The sequence below is a fragment of the Winslowiella toletana genome (assembly GCF_032164335.1).
Lineage (GTDB): Bacteria > Pseudomonadota > Gammaproteobacteria > Enterobacterales > Enterobacteriaceae > Erwinia > Erwinia toletana_A.
Genome location: NZ_CP134152.1, coordinates 1,877,055 through 1,895,094 on the forward strand (window position 1 = coordinate 1,877,055; position 18,040 = coordinate 1,895,094).

General features: G+C 46.5%; 17 protein-coding genes. 16 read left to right on the top strand and 1 reads right to left on the bottom strand.

Annotated elements, in window-relative coordinates; all coding sequences use genetic code 11:
• The first annotated feature begins 50 nt into the window (after positions 1-50).
• The 16 genes from RIN69_RS08830 to RIN69_RS08905 all read left to right on the top strand — a co-directional run bounded on the left by RIN69_RS08830 (position 51) and on the right by RIN69_RS08905 (position 16,621).
• The gene (locus tag RIN69_RS08830; protein ID WP_313856885.1) at positions 51-1,709 is read left to right on the top strand and encodes a ShlB/FhaC/HecB family hemolysin secretion/activation protein; all 1,659 of its coding nucleotides are present in this window, start codon (positions 51-53) and stop codon (positions 1,707-1,709) included.
• Between the two features lie 16 nt (positions 1,710-1,725).
• A complete protein-coding gene (gene acpS / locus RIN69_RS08835; RefSeq protein WP_313856886.1) occupies positions 1,726-2,094 on the top strand; it encodes a holo-ACP synthase in 369 nt (122 codons plus the stop codon).
• Positions 2,095-2,118: 24 nt separating this feature from the next.
• Entirely contained in the window at positions 2,119-2,874 is a 756-nt protein-coding gene (locus RIN69_RS08840; RefSeq protein WP_313856887.1) for an SDR family oxidoreductase, read from the top strand.
• Between the two features lie 3 nt (positions 2,875-2,877).
• Complete coding sequence (locus RIN69_RS08845; protein WP_313856888.1) at positions 2,878-3,441, top strand: 3-hydroxyacyl-ACP dehydratase FabZ family protein; 564 nt, start codon at positions 2,878-2,880, stop codon at positions 3,439-3,441.
• 5 nt (positions 3,442-3,446) lie between these two features.
• Entirely contained in the window at positions 3,447-3,731 is a 285-nt protein-coding gene (locus RIN69_RS08850) for a phosphopantetheine-binding protein (protein WP_313856889.1), read from the top strand.
• 31 nt (positions 3,732-3,762) lie between these two features.
• A complete protein-coding gene (locus RIN69_RS08855; RefSeq protein WP_313856890.1) occupies positions 3,763-4,923 on the top strand; it encodes an aminomethyltransferase family protein in 1,161 nt (386 codons plus the stop codon).
• Positions 4,924-5,056: 133 nt separating this feature from the next.
• The gene (locus tag RIN69_RS08860) at positions 5,057-7,615 is read left to right on the top strand and encodes a beta-ketoacyl-[acyl-carrier-protein] synthase family protein (RefSeq protein ID WP_313856891.1); all 2,559 of its coding nucleotides are present in this window, start codon (positions 5,057-5,059) and stop codon (positions 7,613-7,615) included.
• Between the two features lie 4 nt (positions 7,616-7,619).
• The gene (locus RIN69_RS08865; protein ID WP_313856892.1) at positions 7,620-8,837 is read left to right on the top strand and encodes a beta-ketoacyl synthase; all 1,218 of its coding nucleotides are present in this window, start codon (positions 7,620-7,622) and stop codon (positions 8,835-8,837) included.
• Positions 8,838-8,855: 18 nt separating this feature from the next.
• Positions 8,856-9,836: an ATP-binding protein gene (locus RIN69_RS08870; protein ID WP_313856893.1), complete on the top strand. Its 981-nt coding sequence runs from the start codon at positions 8,856-8,858 to the stop codon at positions 9,834-9,836.
• Positions 9,837-9,858: 22 nt separating this feature from the next.
• Positions 9,859-10,566, top strand: coding sequence for an ABC transporter ATP-binding protein (locus RIN69_RS08875; RefSeq protein WP_313857667.1), 708 nt, complete (start codon positions 9,859-9,861; stop codon positions 10,564-10,566).
• A gap of 52 nt (positions 10,567-10,618) precedes the next feature.
• A complete protein-coding gene (locus RIN69_RS08880) occupies positions 10,619-11,203 on the top strand; it encodes a hypothetical protein (RefSeq protein WP_313856894.1) in 585 nt (194 codons plus the stop codon).
• The gene (locus RIN69_RS08885; protein WP_313856895.1) at positions 11,204-12,517 is read left to right on the top strand and encodes an ABC transporter permease; all 1,314 of its coding nucleotides are present in this window, start codon (positions 11,204-11,206) and stop codon (positions 12,515-12,517) included. It abuts the gene before it with no gap.
• Between the two features lie 10 nt (positions 12,518-12,527).
• The gene (locus tag RIN69_RS08890; RefSeq protein WP_313856896.1) at positions 12,528-13,310 is read left to right on the top strand and encodes an outer membrane lipoprotein-sorting protein; all 783 of its coding nucleotides are present in this window, start codon (positions 12,528-12,530) and stop codon (positions 13,308-13,310) included.
• Positions 13,310-14,677 (top strand): hypothetical protein, encoded by a 1,368-nt coding sequence (locus RIN69_RS08895; RefSeq protein ID WP_313856897.1) that lies wholly within the window; start codon positions 13,310-13,312, stop codon positions 14,675-14,677. The genes RIN69_RS08890 and RIN69_RS08895 overlap by 1 nt, the downstream gene beginning before the upstream one ends.
• Before the next feature lie 10 nt (positions 14,678-14,687).
• Positions 14,688-15,608, top strand: a complete 921-nt coding sequence (locus RIN69_RS08900; RefSeq protein ID WP_313856898.1) for an ACP S-malonyltransferase — start codon at positions 14,688-14,690, stop codon at positions 15,606-15,608.
• A gap of 17 nt (positions 15,609-15,625) precedes the next feature.
• On the top strand, positions 15,626-16,621 hold the full coding sequence (locus RIN69_RS08905) for a hypothetical protein (RefSeq protein ID WP_313856900.1): 996 nt from the start codon (positions 15,626-15,628) through the stop codon (positions 16,619-16,621).
• 102 nt (positions 16,622-16,723) lie between these two features.
• Here the strand turns inward: RIN69_RS08905 and RIN69_RS08910 are convergent, their stop codons facing one another.
• Positions 16,724-17,407, bottom strand: coding sequence for a fimbrial biogenesis chaperone (locus RIN69_RS08910; protein ID WP_313856901.1), 684 nt, complete (start codon positions 17,405-17,407; stop codon positions 16,724-16,726).
• Between the last annotated feature and the right edge of the window lie 633 nt (positions 17,408-18,040).

Below are 18,040 nucleotides of genomic sequence, written 5' to 3' on the forward strand. Positions count from 1 at the left end.
GGATAATAAAGCAGCAGCTATGCTGCTGCTTTTATCCTGGCAAAGGCGTTATGAAAAGCACAATAAAACCGTTATTGATTTTTGTTGCTCTGGGTTTTAGCGAGCAATCTGTTGCTGACGTTGATTTAAACCGGCTGATTAAAGCGCAGCAGGACATTGACCGCAGCACGCGTCAGGAAAACAGGGTTGTTAAAAAGGATGTCTGGTCAAAAGTAGAGAGTTTTAAGATCAATAACATTGATTTTCCGATAGAGGAACATTGTATTGAGATCGATGAACTGATTTTAAACAATGATTTTCTGCATGACGCCAGTATTAAAAAAATTAAAGCGGATGTGGCCGGGCGTTGTCTGGGTTCGGTGGGTGTTGGCAAACTGGCGACTGAATTGCAGGATTACTTCATTAATTCTGGTTATGTCACCACGCGAATCGACGTACCCAGTCAGGATTTATCGACGAAGAAATTAATCCTCGATATTGTTCCTGGCCGAATTGAAAGCGTCATCATTGAGGGTAACGATGTTCGCGACTGGATTTTACCGTTTAAATCCGGCGAGATTCTGAACGTCAGGGATATCGAACAGGGGCTGGAAGTGCTGCAGAAAGTGCCTGGCCTTAACGTAAAAATAAATATCGAACCGGGCAGTCAGGGCGGCTACAGCAATGTGCTGATTAATACCGGTCGCACTAAAAACTGGAATGCACGCGCCTGGGTTAACAACTGGGGTGATAAAGGTACCGGTCGAAATTTAATGGGTGGTGCAGGTTATCTCTATAACCTGACCAAAATGAACGACGTATTTTACCTGTCTGGTACCACCAATGCCGAACATGAAAGCGGTCGTTACAACAGCGTCAGTGCTTATTACTCGATACCTTATGGTTACTGGGATTACGAGCTGTTCTACAGTAACAGTAAATCCCGACAGGTCATTAATATTGACCCTTACGCCTTCAACTACAACGGTAACAGTGAGTATTTAAGCCTGAAGGCAGCCAGAACCGTTTATCGTGACATGGACAAGAAGGTCACTCTCAGTGCAGAGTTATTGCGCAGAAAGGTCAATTATAAATTAGAAGACGTTGAGTTAGCGCTACAAAAACGTGATATGAACAACGTGCGCTTTGGTGTTAATTTTAAGAAGAATATGCCAGGTGCGCTGCTGGATACGACGCTTTCGTATCAGCGATTTTTACCCTGGCTTGGCGCTGAGTACACGCCGGACATGGACTCAGGTGACGTCAGTCGACAAAGTAACCTGTTTAACCTGGACGTGAACTACACAAAATTATTGAATTTGCCGTTGGTCGAGAGTTATTACGAACTCCGAATGGGCGGGCAGTATTCTCCTGATGCTTTGACGTTACAGGATCAGTTTACAATAGGTAACCGCTGGAACGTGCGCGGATTTGAGAACAGCGCCGGGCTTTATGGCGATAGCGGATTTTATGCGCAGAACACCGTTAATTTTATTACAGGGCTGAGCAATCTTGAATGGTACGTCGGTACCGATTATGGCGCTATTTTCAATGATCATAATTCGCAGGATAGCTATAATAATAAACAGTTGCTGGGCGCAACCACCGGTTTAAAAGGCAGCTTCAAGTCATTGGGTTATGATATTTCATTATCCAGGCCACTGATCTCTCCAGATGCTTTTAATACCGATAAGTTTACCGCTAATTTTAATATTTACTATCAACTGTAAACGTCAAGGAAAGATAATGTTTGTCGGTACGGATATCGTGGAAGTCGAACGTATTAAGCATGCGATTGTGCGCCTCGATATGGCATTTATGCAGCGAATATTCACCGAGGCGGAAATTGTTAAAATTGATGCTAAAAATCCTGATTATGAAAGGGCATCGGGTTTTTGGGCAGCCAAAGAGTCAATTGTCAAAGCGACAGGCTTAGGATTTCGTAACGGGATTCGTTTTCATGACGCTGAAATTTCTCACGATGAATTTGGCGCGCCATGCTTTCTGCTGCAGGGTCGGCTAAAGGAAATTATTCATGAAAAAGGCTTATCAAAAATATCGTTAAGTATTTCGCATTGTCGAACGCATGCTATTGCGGTCACGATTCTTTCTTAATTATTAACTATCTGAAGTGTAGCTATGTATAAATATAACGACCTTATTGACAAGAATGTCCTGGTGACCGGTGCCAGTGGTGATATTGGCCTGGGAATATGCGCCGAGTTTTTACAGCAGCAAAGCCATGTTTATGCGCTGTATAAATCAAATTCTGCGGATCTGGAGCAGCTGAAAGAGACGCATCCTCATGGTGATCGACTGCATATTCTGCAATGCGATCTGGCTGACAAAGATTCAGTGATTCAGTTATGTCAGCATCTGAGTCAGCAGGCTAAAAAGCTGGATGTTCTGGTTAATAATGCCGGTATCGTGCGCGACAGCTTGTTTGCCTCAATGAGTTTTGATGACTTCAATACGGTCATTGATACCAACCTGCTGAGTACTTTTGTTCTGACTAAAGAAGCGCTGTTGCTGTTAAGAGCATCTGAAAGTGCGGCAATTGTTAACGTGGCCTCTATCGCCGCCATTATCCCCAGTGTCGGCCAGTGTAATTACAGCGCATCCAAGGGCGCATTGCTGGGATTCACTCGTACGCTGGCGGCTGAACTGGCCCCTCGAGGGGTGCGGGTTAATGCGGTAGCGCCGGGAATGATCGAATCAAAGATGGTGAAGAAGGTGCCGCGTACCGTGGTGCGCGATGTGATCGCTTCCGTGCCATTACGACGCCTGGGAAAATGTGAGGAAGTCGCTAATACCATCGTTTATTTAAGCTCTTCAGCTTCCAGCTATATTGTTGGCCAGACCATCGTTATCGATGGTGGCCTGGTGATGCGGTGATTTATGTCTAAATATGCGATTCCTTCCAGAGTATTTCTGGAAATGGGCGGCTGGCGTCAGCCGCTGGTGATGGTCGACAGAATTGATGATTATAAATATGGCGATAATGGCTACATTAAGATTATAAAACATGTAACTTATAATGAACCCTATATGGCCGGGCACTTTCCTGAAGACCCAATTATGCCCGGCGTGCTTATCTCAGAAATATTTGGTCAGGCAAGTGAATATCTCTCTTTCCTGACGGATATCTGTGATATCTGGCAAGAAAAATATCAGCAAGAGATGAGAACGCTGCGCGATATTCATAGCAATATCTACGATGAAAATATGCGTTCGATTATCCGCACCCGACGTTCTCAGGTTCGCGGCGTGCTGGCATCACAAAATTTGAAGTTCAAAGAAATTGCCTGGCCGGGGGATACCATTGAGGTCGTCAGTAAGCTCTCCTTCGCAGACAGCAATGGCTTCAAGCATTATGCGGTATCTGCTCATGTGGGCAAAAAGCTGATTAGTCAGGGTGTAATCATTAATTTTCGAGAAACAAATAACCAAAGTACGGAGTAACAACCATGAATACCATGCAAGAAAATATTGATGAGCGTAAAGCCGTTTTACTAACCATTAAAACGGAAATTATTCAACGTCTGCATATCCAGAAAAATGAGTCGCAGATCGATGATGATACCGCACTGTTTGGTAACGGGCTGAAGCTGGACTCCGTTGACGCCACTGAAATTCTGGTACTGCTGGATAAAATCTTTGGTATCCAGGTCAGCGAAAGCGATGATCCTTCTTATATGAGAAGTATTAACAACCTGGCATCCTTTGTACTGAAAAACCGAACTCAACACTAATTATTTCAATTTAAATCTACAGGATTATTTTATGAGCGCTCTCTATAATATGCATTTAGAAAAGAACGTAAAAATGGGCGTTTACAACGGAAAATCTGTTCCGTCCTCTTATAACGCCCCGGACGTGACTTACAAAGCCGCCAGAGAAAATGCCGTACTGGTTGACTACTCACATATGTCGATCGTTAGCGTGGTCGGCGAAGATGCGTGGTCGCTGGTTAATCACATGGCTTCGGCCGATATTTCGATTATTCGCGACGAACAGGGTATTTATACGCTGATACTGAATGAAGATGGTTCGGTGTGGGGGGACGCTTACGTTCTTTGTACCGATGAAGGCTATTTCATTCTTTCCGAGTCGCTATCTTGCAGCGAAATTATTGAACGACTGAACTGTATTTTAGAAAACGGTCAGGACCTGGATATTCAGGAAACCCCTGAAATCAGTTCCATGGATGCCAAAGAGTGGGGCGCTATCCTGCTGGAAGGCCCGTACGCCTGGGAACTGCTGTCTGAGATTTATGGCTTCGACATTGTTGGCCTGCCGTACCACGAATATATGAATACTGACGATGGCCTGATTACTTTCCGCTGTGGTAAGCACGGTGAATTCGCTTATTTGCTGGCGGGTGAACAGCAGCAGCTGGTTGAGGTATGGAATCAGCTGCTTGATAAGGGTGAAAAGTATCAGCTGAAAACCGGCGGCCTGGATTATCAGGATGTACTGCGCGTTGAGAACCCGTGCTGGGATGCGTCAGTTTATCAAAACTACTCCCGCAATCCGGTTGAACTGCAATTGCAGTGGGCTGTTCAGTATGACAAAGAAGATTTTATTGGCAAATCTGCGGTTGAAGGGCTTTCCAGCGCCGGTGCTGCACGCAAATTAGTCGGCATCGTCCCGCTGACCGACTGCAACGGCATTACTGCCGATGACAAAGTGCTGGTTGATGGCGCTGAGGTCGGAGTGATTGTTAAGGGCGTTTATTCGCCGGCCATGCAGTCTTATATCGCGCTGGCGCTGATTGACAGCCAGTATGCCTGGTCCGACATCGCCGGTTTCGATATTCAGACCCGCAAGGGTGACGTTGCCGCTAAAACGCATAACGTACCGTTCCTGTACAACTTCAGTATGTTGGTTAACCCGACTGAACACAGTTATATCGACGCATCAAAGCCAAAAAGCGCGCTGTGATGTTAATTGCACCTTAAGTGTGTACCAGAGCAACGCTTTAATTTCCCTGGCAGCGTAAATTTTTGCGGCTGTGAGCCATAACAGATTTGCGCTGCCTGCGTGACGTCAGGAATAAAGGTTTAGTGGATTAGTTATGAAGACGAACAGAAAAAGAGTCGTAATTACCGGGATGGGAATTTTATCCTCCCTGGCGGACAATATCGCCGACTTCAGGCAGGCATTACTGAGTAAAAAATGCGGCGTGACTGACAGCGTGCGCTTTTCCCAATGGTTTGAAAATGCCCGCGCTGCAGAAATATTACATGAGATTGATTATTCAGATATTCCGGCAGATATTCTTGAATCACAGGATAATGCCGCGCTTTGGGCCTATAAAGTCAGCAAAGATGCCTTAAGCCAGGCGGGTCTGGTTAACGATCAGGCCAGCCTTGATAACACCGGTTTAGTGATTGGCGTCTCTTCCGCCGGTACCGAAGCATTCCTGCCGCTGTTTGAACAGCGTATTAAAGATTTCTCGCTGAAGAAAGCGATGTATTCCGGCGGCTTCTCTTCCTGCTGCTCCAGCGTATCGACGCTGCTGGGCCTGAAAGGCGGCACGGAGCTGGTCGCCACGGCCTGTACCGCCAGCCCGAACGCGATCGGTATCGCGTTTGACTTTATTCAGAATGGTAAGAGTAAAACCATGCTGGCAGTCGGCACCGAGCCGATCTATCTGCCGACCTTCGCCGGCTTTTATGCGCTGAACGTGATGCACTCTGAATCTTGCACCCCGTTCTCTGGCCGCTCCGGCATGTCAATCGGTGAAGGCGCGGGTGCCATTGTGCTGGAAGAGTATGAGCACGCGGTTGCCCGTGGCGCCACAATTTATGGCGAAATTCTCTCCTACGCGACCTCCTGCGATGCTTATCACGAGACCGGGCCAGACCCGCGTGCCAGCGGGGCGGTGCAGGTAATGAACAAAGCGATGCAGAATGCCGGCGTCACGCCGGATCAGATCGACTATGTCAACGTGCATGGCACCGGCACCGAAGCTAACGATCGTATCGAAACGCTGGCGATGAAAAAAGTGTTTCCGCAGGTGGAAAATCTGCCGGTCAGTTCAACCAAATCTTTCTTTGGCCATAACATTGGTGCCGCCGGTATTGTTGAGCTGATCGGTTGTCTGGTGACGCTGCCGGAAAACAACCTGTTGCCAACGCTGAATTTCACCGTACCGCGTTCAAATTGCGATCTGGACTATGTACCAAACGAGTTCAGAGAAAAAGAAGTTAATATCTTTATGAAAAACAATTATGCGTTCGGCGGTAATAACTGCTGCATGATTGTCAGTACCAAACCAGGCACCACGCCGGTTACCTCCTATAACGCGAAGCGCGTCGCAATTTCTGGTATCGGTGCGGTTTCAGCCATCGGCCACAGCATCAACGAAATCCTCGAACATATCTGGGCTAACGATAAAACCGTTGAGCTGGGTTCGGTGGCGTTCTATGAAGATACGCTGGAAGAGGCCAGAGAGTTACTCGATGTGCTTAACACCACCGGCCAGTTTGAAGCGCTGCTTGGGGCAGATTATGCCAGTGAAGCACACGCGCTGCCGGAAAATGAAGCGAACTTTAAAACCTTCCAGGTTCAGAACCTCGAGCCGCGTAAACACTTACGTCGTTTTGATCCGCGCAAAGCAACGCGTGGCGGTACCTTTGCATTGATCGCCCTGGCCGAAGCACTAAACAGCGCGAAGCGGAAGATCAAGCGCGATGGCGAAGAGCTGGGAATGGTTATGGGGATGTCACGTGGCCCGCAGGAGACAACCTACAAATATCTGCAAAGCCTGAAGCCGGACCCGCGTAAAGTGCGTACCTCCGAGTTTCCTGGATCGCTGATGAACTCGATCGCCACCTTCTGTGGTATCTCTGAAGGCATTAAAGGCTACACCACTACGCTGGCAACCGGCCAGAACGCGGCGCTTGGTGCATTGGCCTATGGCTATGAAATTGTGCGTCAGCAGTTGCAGTCTCAGGTGCTGGTCGGTGGCGCAGATGAATATTTCCCTTCAATGGCGCTGTATATGGATGCGGTAACGCAGAAAATCCAGATGACGTCGGATGCGCGTGAATACCAGGTGTACGGTAAAAATCCGAAAGGTTTTGTACCGGGCGAAGGTGCCTGCATGCTGCTGGTTGAAGACCTGGAAGCGGCTGAGGCGCGTAATGTCGAGGTGCAGGCGGAAATCATCGGCTACGGCAAATCTAACAGCAACAGCTATTTTGACGCGAAGCAGACAGAAGAGAAGGCCGATGCCATGGCACTGGCTATCCAACGGGCGTTTACTGACGCGGGTATCTCGGCGCGGGATATTGACCTGGTCTGCGGTACCACCAGCGGCGCAGATGAGAGCGTGCAAATTGAACTCGGCGCCATTCATCGGGCATTCCAGCAGGAAAATCCGCAGGTGCCGGTGGTTAACTATAACGCCTGCTTTGGTTTTGTAGAATCTTGCGCTGCGCTGATGAACCTTGCGGTGATCGTTGACTGTATTAAGAAACAAGCCGTTCCTGCTATCCCCTATACCGAAACCTTCTGTGACGATCGTATTAACTTTGTTCGTGAGCCTTTGAAGAAGGCCATCAGGCATGTCCTGCTGGTCGGCGCCAATGAAGGCGGGAACTACTATGCGTTTGTGATTAAGGGATAGTATTTTGGATAATGCCACTATCATCTCTGGCTACAGCGCGAGCCTGGCGTTTGCTAACGACTGTGAAGAATTAATCAATAACCTCAAGCAGGGTAGAACGGTTGCGAAGGATTATTGGTTTGAATCTGACAGAGCCGCAATTAAATGCGGAGTAAAAGAAAATAAGCTTGCAGCCAGGCTTGCGCCAGCGAAAGAAAGTTTTTTTGAACGGATATGTGGCCTGATTAATCAATCACTGAAACAAGCAATGCTCGATGAGCATTGCTTATCAGGTGAAAACGTCCGGGTATATCTTACCGGTCTTGGCCCCAGAGCGGACGTGATCGATTATCTGGCTTTTTATGATCACAATGATATTGAAGATGTCACGCTCAATAAGTCGATTACTCATTTACACGTTGGAGAAATGGGTCAGGATAAACTGGCACACCGTCTCACAAAAAAATATCGCCTGAAATACAGTCCTCCGAATTTGCAGTGCACCAGTAATTCGTCTCTGTCTGCGGTGCATCTGGCGATTCAGGCAATAGAGAGTGGTGACATTGACCTGGTTGTGGTGATTAACTGCTCGCAGATCACCACGCAGGATATTGCTTTTCTTGCCGGGCAATCGATGCTGGACAGTGAAGTGGTGCAACCCTTTGGCGAAGAGAGCAAAAGTGTGCTGTTTGCCGAAGGCCACTGCGCGATGGTGCTGGAAAGTGCCAGACATCGCCGTGCCAGAGGGCTGTCGCATGGCATCAGCTTAGCCTCCAGCTATGCACAAATTAGCTCTGGCAGAGGAAACGATGCGACGCAGCTGAGCGCTAATTGGCTAAAAGTGATCAATAAGGCTATCGACAAAGCCGGCATCAGTATTGACAGTCTGTGTGCCATAGTTCCACACGGTAATGGTTCAGAGGCCACAGATAAGGCAGAGGCGCAGGCGATTGCCGCGTTATTAACTGAACACTCTATTCCGGTGCTGGCCTATAAAGGGCAGATGGGCTATACCCCGACCGGATCTGGCATTGTTGATTTAATTATTGGTCACTATTCATTATGCAGCGGTGAATTAATTTCCCCGGTGGGAACCACGGCAATACGTGAAAATATGGCCCGGCATTTGTTGCTGAATAAAGGCATCGTCAAACACGATAAACATCATCTGCTGAAAGTGGGGCTGGGTGTTGATGGTTCGATTATTGCTGTGGTGATGTCTGATAATGACATTGGTCAGTAAACTGATTTAGGAAGTGTGATGTATTTATCTTCATTCTCGATGACGGAACCACAGGAAAGCATTTATTTATACCATCCCTGCTGGTTAAACGTCTGGGAGTCTCATCTGTATAAGAAGGCACTTAAGTCGACAGCGGCGCACGCGTGGGGCTTTAAACGTTTTGGCACCCATAAAGATGCCTATGCCAGAGAGATGATCAGAACTCCTCGCTATAAAGAGTATATCGATGCGATGGAACAAGTTTCTGACGCCGCTTTGCAGCAATTAACTGCTAAACAGCGTATGCAGCTGCTAAAGTCGCGCACCGCATTTATTTATGTTGATAGTTGGGGAGAATCCGGCCCGCTGGAAGATATCTCCAGTGCACTGCATACGGCAATCATCGATACACTACCGAAAAATTTAGTAAAGAAATTTTCGGTAAAAGATTTTACCTGCAAAATCAGAGGGGAAAAACAGTCTCTGGTGCAGGCGATGAGAGTAGCAGAGGACTACCTGAATTGGGGTGTTTTTGACTTTGTGGTGATATTAGCCGCTTATCGGGCGATACCGGTACTGGTTTTCTCTGAAGAAGATATTCCGATTAATAAGAAAGAAAAAATCAGAGACAAGGAATTCAAAATGAACTTGTCTGTTGAGCGAACGGGCTGTTTTATTTTTAGTCATCACGAAAGTGATCTTAAGATTAACTGCGGGCATTACTCGGCTGCTGACTCTGATAATAGCTTGAGCATGGAAATGATGGGAAGGGATTCTGATATTAATCTGATCACCTTCTCCGGTTTAAGAAAAAGCGCCACCGAGCGTGAGTTGCTGAGCAATACGGCTGGATCGGAAATTAAAACGATTAATCTCACTGAACTCTATGGCGGCAGCGGATGCCTTTCGCCTGCGCTGAGCTGGATCTATCTTGACCAGCAAACAGATTGTCACGGCAAAATGCGCACGGTGATACCCGATAATTTTGGCGGCTTTAGCTGGTTCGATACCCGCTATTAACGAATACTGGCAGGGATAAATGATGGCAAGCAGCATAAAAGCACTGCCGGCAATACTATTGATTGATATTTTCAAAAGTTATGGCGTCGGAGATAACAAAGTTGATGCGCTCAGGAATATTAACCTTGAGATTAACAAAGGGGAGTTTCTCGCATTATGCGGCCCATCAGGAAGTGGAAAGAGCACTTTGCTCAATATATTGTCAGGTATAGATAAACCAACGGCTGGATCGACACTGTTTCTGGACAAAGCGCTTAACGATTTAAATGAAAATCAGCTGTCAATAATCAGAAGTAAACACCTGGGCTTTATCTTCCAGTTTTTCAACCTGATTCCGGTACTGAGTGCCTTTGATAACGTTTATTACCCGTTGATTTTGAACGGAAATTACACCAAAAAAACAGCAAAAGAGCAGGCGCTGCATTACCTCGACAGCGTTGGCATTAGCACGCTGCGCGATCGTAAACCAGGCCAGCTATCGGGCGGTCAGCAACAGCGCGTAGCCATTGCCCGAGCGCTGGCAAATAATCCGCAAGTGGTGGTAGCCGATGAGCCAACCGGTAATCTTGATCTCGCAACCGGTGAAGCGATTCTCGACCTGCTAATGAAGATTAATCAGGACACCGGCACCACATTTATTATTTCAACACACTCAACCCAGCTTAAAGACCGGGCCAGACGTGTTATCGAAATTGAAGATGGAGAGTTAGTCCGTGACTCCGCTAAATAAACTTATGCTGTTTTTTTTGCTTGGCTTATTCATTGCTGCACAGAAGATAGCTGTGGCTGCACCGCTACCGGCAGTGGAGAAAGTAATACAACAAGGTTTTCCCAGCCAGGCTGACGCGTTGTTAAACACCAGCAATCAGCTGTTTGATGAATATCACAGCGAAAAAAATATCACCTCACTGATATTTTACTCCTACGCTATGCTGCGACTGGCAAATCACTTTGAAGCGGTTAACGACTACGTCAACGCTTCAGAGTACGCCAAATTGGGATTTTTTTACCTCGATGAAGCGGTGGATTCCCATGAAGAGAATCTGCGCGTTCGTTATTTACGTGCGCGTATCGATGCTTATTTACCGGCAGGTTTGGGGCGCTGCGTGGTTACGTTGAATGATACCGATATATTGTTAAAACAGAGCGATAAGTTTGATGCTGATATCCTTGCGCAGATTAACTATATGCGTTATCGCGCGTTGTCCAGTTGCAAGGAAAATGCACGCGCTGATGCATTGCTGAAACAGATGAAAAACGGCAGCGCGACGCAATTAAGATTATTGGCGCTGGAGGCTGACAGCACGCCTGCATGGGATTTGAATGAAGTCTCACAGATTCTGATGCCTTTGGTAAAAGGTGAGTAAATGAATATTGGAATGATATTAACCAGCATTGCTGTTTTAATGATTTTATGCTTTTTAATGTATAGCGTATTATTCACCGCGCAGGATACCAAATTTGCCTTTCTGAATTTGTTCCGACATAAAAGACGCTCATTTTCGACCATTTTTGCCATCATCCTTGGTGGCGTAGCGATATTCCTCTACGGCGGCTTTATCGACTACTCCTTCTGGATTCTGAAGCAGCAAACGGTACGCACCAATATCGGTCATATTCAGATCTATGATAAGTCATACTTTGAGACCTCGAACAAAAGTAAAAGCATCATTAATAATTATCAGGGGTTGAAAGCCGATATTATTCATGATCCGGAGTTATCGAAGTATATTTCGACCATCTCTGGCCAGCTTGAGTTCACCGGGGTAATTTCACAATATGAGCACGAAACCTCCAGCTATTTTTCCGCACTGGGAGTGGAGCCGTTACCGGCATTAAAACTCGGTTCTTTCGACAAACTGGTTTCCGGTAGCGATCTGTCACGTATTAAACATGACGAAATAACTCTGGGAAGTGGTCTGGCAAATACCCTCAGCGCACGCTATGCCGACTGGGTGGATCTGCTGGTGGTCAACAGTCACGGCGGACAGGGGGCATTATCGCTTAAGGTTCGCGGTATTTTTTCTTCAGGAATCAAAGATTACGATGATGTCGCAATGAAAATGCCGCTGCAAACCGCGCAGCGAGTGATGGCCACTGACGGCGTCAGCAAATTTGTTATTTTGCTGAAAGACGATCGGCAACTGGATGAATTTAGCATCAAGCTGGAAAAATTTATCGCTGATAAGCAGCTGCCGTTGATAGTGAAAAACTGGAAAGAGTTATCGATATTTTATCAGCAGGTAGAAGGTCTGCTGTCAGGTATCTACTTCTTTATCAAAGTGATCGTCGCGCTGATCGTGATCTTTATGATCGGTAATTCGATGAGCATGAACATTCTCGAAAGAACCCGTGAAATCACCACATTGAGGGCTATTGGTCTGCGACCTGCCCATGTCTCGCGACTGTTTCTGTTAGAGGGAATCTTTATTGGCGCGATTGGCGCGATCGGCAGTCTGATTATCGGTTTTGCTCTGGCCGGGATAATTAACCTGAAAGGCATTGCGATGCCGCCGTCACCGGGCCAGTCCCAGGGTTACAACGCCTTTATCAAAACCGATAACTTCGATTTGTACTGGATTACCCTGGTGCTGCCAATCCTGACGGCGTCACTGGCATCAATACTGCCGGCGCTTAAGGCATCCAGACTCAATATTTCAGATGCATTTAAATCAGTCTAGGAACAACCAAATGAAAGTTTGCGCATCTTTATCGTTATTCTCTTCTCTGCTGCTTTCGACGCTGGCATGGGCTGATTCTGCACAAACTACCGCGCTGGAAATTATTCGCCAGTCTGACGATGTACGTTCACCGAATCAACCCTTCCGCTACACCGTTACGGTGCTGGAGTATAAACCGGGCGCGGCCGATCCGACCAACAAGCAGGTTCTGGATGTTTCCATGCGCTTTCTTAAACCTGAGGCGAATAGCGAGGCCGATGCACGCTCGCTGGTACGCTTTATTTTCCCGCCAAGGGACAGGGGGAAAGTGATGTTATCCGACTGGTATGATTTGTGGTTTTACACGCCGGAATTGCGACGCCCAATTCCCATCTCCCGCCAGCAAAGACTGTTAGGTCAGATTTCCAATGGGGACGTCATTGTCACTAACTTTGAATATGCCTATAACGCTAAGCGGCTGGACGACCAACCTTGCGGTGACAATATCTGCTACCAGCTGGCGCTGGAGCGCAAGTCGCCGGATGTAACCTATCCAAAAGTAAACTATCTCGTTGAACAGGGTAGCTATCGTCCGTTTAAAGCCTCCTATTTTTCACTGGATGACAAACTTATGAAAGAGGTGCTGTATCAGGATTATCAGCCGCTGCTTGGTAAGCACAGGCCAGCGAAAATCGTGGTAACCGATGCGCGCCACGGCAGTGGTTATACCGTAATGGAATACAGCAATTTAAGATTTGAATCGCTGCCGCTGTCGCATTTTACTAAGGAGTATATTCAGCGGGGGGGCAATTAATGTCTGTTATTCGCTGGCTGATGCTGCCGATGCTGTTGCTGCCAGCGGAAAGGGTGGCGGCCTGCCTGTCTGACGCCGATCTGGAACTGTTTGGCCAGATCGCTTACGTGCGGAAAATGCCTTCAGCCTGGCAAATAGACGGGGATAATCCATACCGCGCCAATAATGGTTATAACGACCTGGCGGTTAAATACAGTAATCGCTGTCAGCTGATTGAAGATCGGCTGAGTTTCAGTGTTGCTCTGTATGGGCTGGCTTATTATCCGTTCCAGACAACCGGCGCATTTGAAAAAGATGATAACCGGATGAGAGTGCTGTTTGATCGGTTAAGTCTCTCTTACAACCTTTCCGATACTGTCAGGCTGGATGCTGGCAAAATCAGAAATAAGGGAGGGCTGTTTTACCTTAAATCCCCGGCTGGTCTGTTGAATAACGACTATGCAGGATTTAAACCGACGCGGATAAACCATCCCGCTATGAAGCAGGCCTATACCGAGTCCTTCTGGGGCGCAGTGCTGTCAGAGGATAGTGCGGTTCGCTCCCTGTCATTAACGGTAGCGCCAAAATTTACGCACATTGATAAGCGCTATGAGTCCTCCAGTAACTGGTCTGCGCTCGAACGTTCGAACAGCAGCGATCGTTATTTACTGACTTACACCGATTATCGCTTTGACAATTTTACGCCGTCAGCCAGCCTCATGCTGGGTGATTCAAAATCCCTGGCGCTGGCTAACAGTTATAACCTGTCTCCGCAGTTGATCTTCAATGCCGAATTAGCCTGGCATATGCAACAGCAGTGGCGTCATCTGGATAGGGATAGTGCTGAGAGAGTGCAGAATTACGCTTTTCCAGAGGAGCTGTACCGCACCAATGATAAACAGGGAATTGAGCTGGCGCTGGGAATGCAGTACACCACCGACCGCTTCAGCCAGTTTGGCGTAGAGTATTATTTTCAGAGCGAAGGCTATTCTGCTGCGCAATGGCGCAAACAGACCGATTTAATAAAATTTCTCAATCAGAGAACCCATTACGCGCCGCTGGATAACGCCTTCGATGCGTATAAATATTTAATGGCATCTGAAATCTACAACACATCCAGTAAAGGTAACTTGCTGGGCAGGCATTACCTTAACAGTTACGCCAGTATCCTGATGCAGGATCAGTCCAGCCTGAAACCCTGGGTTGTGATTAATATGCTTGATAAGAGTTCGATTGTGGGGATTACCTATACCAAACCGCTGGATAAATGGAGCAAGCAGCTGGAAATCTACACCGGCGTGTATGCCGCTTTTGGCAACAAGGATTCCGAATTCGGCCTGTTTGGCGAAACGCTCGGAAATTATTTAGGTTTTAATTATCATTTCTAAGGTTTTTGTTATGGAAATTAAGCAATCACAGCCGGTCGCCTTTATGTTTGCCGGTCAGGGCAATCCCGTCATCGGTATGGGTTCAGATTTATGGGATATTAATGATGTTACCCGGCAGATCTGGGATTGTGCCAGCGATATTTCTCAGACGGATATTCGCCGTCTTTGTCTGAAAGGGCCAATGAATAAACTGGTGCAAACCACCTGTCAACAGGTGGCGGTTACGGCGATTAATGCCACGCTGTTTACATTGTGTCGTGAGAAAATTGAGACGTCGAAGGTGGTGGGATTATGTGGCCACAGTGTAGGTGAATACGCTGCATTATATGCGGCCAATTCCGTCACGCTCGAAGACCTGTTTAAAATGATCCACTTTCGCTCAACGTTGATGAATGATCTGAGTAAAGTGAATAAAGGTGCAATGTACGCCGTAAAAGGTATTGATTATCAAACGATAATCGACCTGATTGCCCGATCTGACGCAGAAGTGGATGTCAGTTGTGATAATAGTCATCGGCAGCAGGTTATCGGCGGAACCAGTGCATCATTGACGGAATTTTCCCGCACTCTGACGGCTGGCAGCTATGAGACGGCAAAACTTGGTGTCAGCGGCGCCTGGCATACCCGACTGATGGCAGCGGGAGTGCAGCAGATGCGAGACTTTTTAGCCACGGTAGAGATTAAACGCCCACAGTACGACGTGCTGATGAATGTTACCGGCAGGCCAGAAGCCGATCCGGCGATGATTAAAGAGAATTTATCGCTGCACTTAACCCATACCGTTAAATGGACTGAGTCGATGGAGCATTTATTAAACAATCCTATGGCACCATTGCTGATTGAGGTGAGTAATAAAGCTTATCTCGGGCATATGCTGAATGATTTTGACGGCTTCGCGCCGGAAATGACGCTGCATTGCAGAAAGTTTTAAATATTTACTGGTGCGCTATGATTCCCGATTATCTTAAATTTATCCGTTTTCAGGATAAAAGGCTGGTTCTTTTTTTCTATTCTGTGCTGTTTGTTGTTCTGGGTTTTTACTGGAAGAATAATGACTACAAGGTGACACAGCACGATGTGTGGTTCATTAGTGGGCTACTGTCTATTATGCTGTTTAATTTTATTTATGAACTAAAAGCCTGGTGGGCATACAGTTATGTTATAGGTCGTGTCGATGTCGATGCTTTTACAGGGAAACACTGTAGTCCTGCGCTGATTTTTTTCTCACGGCCAACGATTATCAGTGCGCTGTCAATATTCGTCTTTTGGCTCATCGTTAAATGTTGCCTGATGCTACCCTCGATGATCTACAGCGTCATCTGTCTGTATGTCTTGTCACCGCTATATATCTTGTTGATATTTCGTTGGCTCAGGACCGTTTATATCAGGCAGTTGCTGACAACGGTTTCAACTGGAGTACGCTATAGAAATCTTTATCAATATCTGGGATGCTATATTTTACCGGTTGCCTTGATTAACCTGATATCTGTCAGTCCGTTGGCTGCTAATTCGGACTTTTCCTTAACTGAGGGATTCTTTTCAGCCAGGCTAATGATTGCCATGCTGATTTTATGTGCGGTGGTATTGGCGATTAACCTGATATTTTCTTTGTTATCAAAACGGTATGTTTTTCTCGGCCGAGTGTTCTTAAAGGAGATTGACTTTTTCTTCTCGAAATCAATCCCTTTCCATTCGCTGTATGCAAAGCCGTTTATCATCAGAGTTCTGCTATTGCTGCTGGTTGTGGCAGTGTGGATTATCTGTATCAGCAGCGCACTTAGCCTGTTACAGTGGCAGATCGGATTTCAAACCTACTTCATACTCTGTTTTATGCCTTGCCTGGCTTATTACTTCTTGCATACATACTGGCACTGGCATAACGAATTTATGATGTCGTGTGATATGTACTTCCGTTATGAAGAGTTTAATAAGCGTAATAACTGACGGCTAACGGATTTATGACGCAGTCGTAGCTGAAAACACCCCGTAGATGCGGGGCGTTTTTTTCAGCATTCTATCCTGCAACAAGGCTAAACAAGCCAAAAGTTAGCTTGCTGATTTAAAACAACCTTCACCCAGATTTTGATAACGTCCCATGGCGACAATAAACTTCTTATTATTGGCTTTGGCAATGGGGGAGCGGTACTCCTCACCGGGCAGCATATAAAATTGAGTAGAGCTTTCATCATCGCCATTACAGCCTTTTTGAATAATCACCCGAAAAAAGGTGTTGCCGGTGTTACGAATCGTGCCGTTGGCTTCATCAATCTTGAATTCCAGTTTCGCCTTACGCGGTCTGACCACGAGGAAGGTACTCATGGATACCACCGGAATAATATCGGTATTCTGGTTTTGATTCCTGAACGGGAAAATCTGAATGGGTGACTCTTTGAATACTACCCGGTAGTAACGCTCAATATCATCCTGCGGGCCGCGATAGTACAACTTGAAATACTCTTTGCCATCAGGCTGAACGGTAAATTTCAGCGGTGAGTACACCACTTCCATCTCTCCGCCGTCGATACGGTTTTCCCCGTGTTTACCGGGCTTATCGATTTTATACGCCGATACGGTGTACAGATTGGTACGTGATGTGTCATTGACCATCGGGCGAGAGATAAATTTTTCGTCCGGCTGCATATCGAAAACCAGAGAATTAAAGTATGCCGCACCGGCAGGAAATATAAAGCTGTTAAGGCACACCAGTAAGCAAGGCCGGCAGAGTTTCATGTTTTTCTTCTCCATTACAGGTCAACACCCATCCAGCTGGCAGTGACCTTGATCTCACCGCTGGCGCTCAGGGTATCCATCCAGTTAAGAGATGGTAAAATTTGAGCGTGAATAGGTTCAATCATAATATCCATTTGATTTTAGGTTGATATAGTACGAAGTGAAACTGTAATTGGCAAGCTATCAAGCAGATTCACGATATATTTATCAATTAGCAATATTCTTAATATCTCGCGACTAATAAGATCCGATTTATGTATAACTAAGCCGATTGCAGTAAGAAGATAATTTACTGACCAGGATTATCTCTTAGGGGATTAAGAATAATTCCTGAGCAGGAATGCACGTTTTGTGCGAGTGGCGGTAAAATAAACAGAGACTCGACTTCCGCGTTGAAAGAGGTCAGCAAACCTGCTCCGGGTTAAGAGGGCTGAAGAGTTGTCAGCATTTAACTAATTTACTTTAGCAGATTATCCCGTAGAGTGGTGGTATATTAAGGTAATCAACTGGTCGTCATTTTACGTATGGTAAAAAATGTTAGCTTTATCGCCTAATGCCAAACAAAATAGCATTTGCTGTATAGTTTAAAATTGGGAAAATTCCTATTATACTGGCCATGACCTGACTAACAGT

Bases quoted from the DNA above. Each gene is read 5' to 3' on its own strand.
- RIN69_RS08830 (WP_313856885.1), top strand. From the start codon at position 51: ATGAAAAGCACAATAAAACCGTTATTGATTTTTGTTGCTCTGGGTTTT.
- acpS (WP_313856886.1), top strand. From the start codon at position 1,726: ATGTTTGTCGGTACGGATATCGTGGAAGTCGAACGTATTAAGCATGCG.
- RIN69_RS08840 (WP_313856887.1), top strand. From the start codon at position 2,119: ATGTATAAATATAACGACCTTATTGACAAGAATGTCCTGGTGACCGGT.
- RIN69_RS08845 (WP_313856888.1), top strand. From the start codon at position 2,878: ATGTCTAAATATGCGATTCCTTCCAGAGTATTTCTGGAAATGGGCGGC.
- RIN69_RS08850 (WP_313856889.1), top strand. From the start codon at position 3,447: ATGAATACCATGCAAGAAAATATTGATGAGCGTAAAGCCGTTTTACTA.
- RIN69_RS08855 (WP_313856890.1), top strand. From the start codon at position 3,763: ATGAGCGCTCTCTATAATATGCATTTAGAAAAGAACGTAAAAATGGGC.
- RIN69_RS08860 (WP_313856891.1), top strand. From the start codon at position 5,057: ATGAAGACGAACAGAAAAAGAGTCGTAATTACCGGGATGGGAATTTTA.
- RIN69_RS08870 (WP_313856893.1), top strand. From the start codon at position 8,856: ATGTATTTATCTTCATTCTCGATGACGGAACCACAGGAAAGCATTTAT.
- RIN69_RS08875 (WP_313857667.1), top strand. From the start codon at position 9,859: ATGGCAAGCAGCATAAAAGCACTGCCGGCAATACTATTGATTGATATT.
- RIN69_RS08885 (WP_313856895.1), top strand. From the start codon at position 11,204: ATGAATATTGGAATGATATTAACCAGCATTGCTGTTTTAATGATTTTA.
- RIN69_RS08890 (WP_313856896.1), top strand. From the start codon at position 12,528: ATGAAAGTTTGCGCATCTTTATCGTTATTCTCTTCTCTGCTGCTTTCG.
- RIN69_RS08895 (WP_313856897.1), top strand. From the start codon at position 13,310: ATGTCTGTTATTCGCTGGCTGATGCTGCCGATGCTGTTGCTGCCAGCG.
- RIN69_RS08900 (WP_313856898.1), top strand. From the start codon at position 14,688: ATGGAAATTAAGCAATCACAGCCGGTCGCCTTTATGTTTGCCGGTCAG.
- RIN69_RS08905 (WP_313856900.1), top strand. From the start codon at position 15,626: ATGATTCCCGATTATCTTAAATTTATCCGTTTTCAGGATAAAAGGCTG.
- RIN69_RS08910 (WP_313856901.1), bottom strand. From the start codon at position 17,407: ATGAAACTCTGCCGGCCTTGCTTACTGGTGTGCCTTAACAGCTTTATA.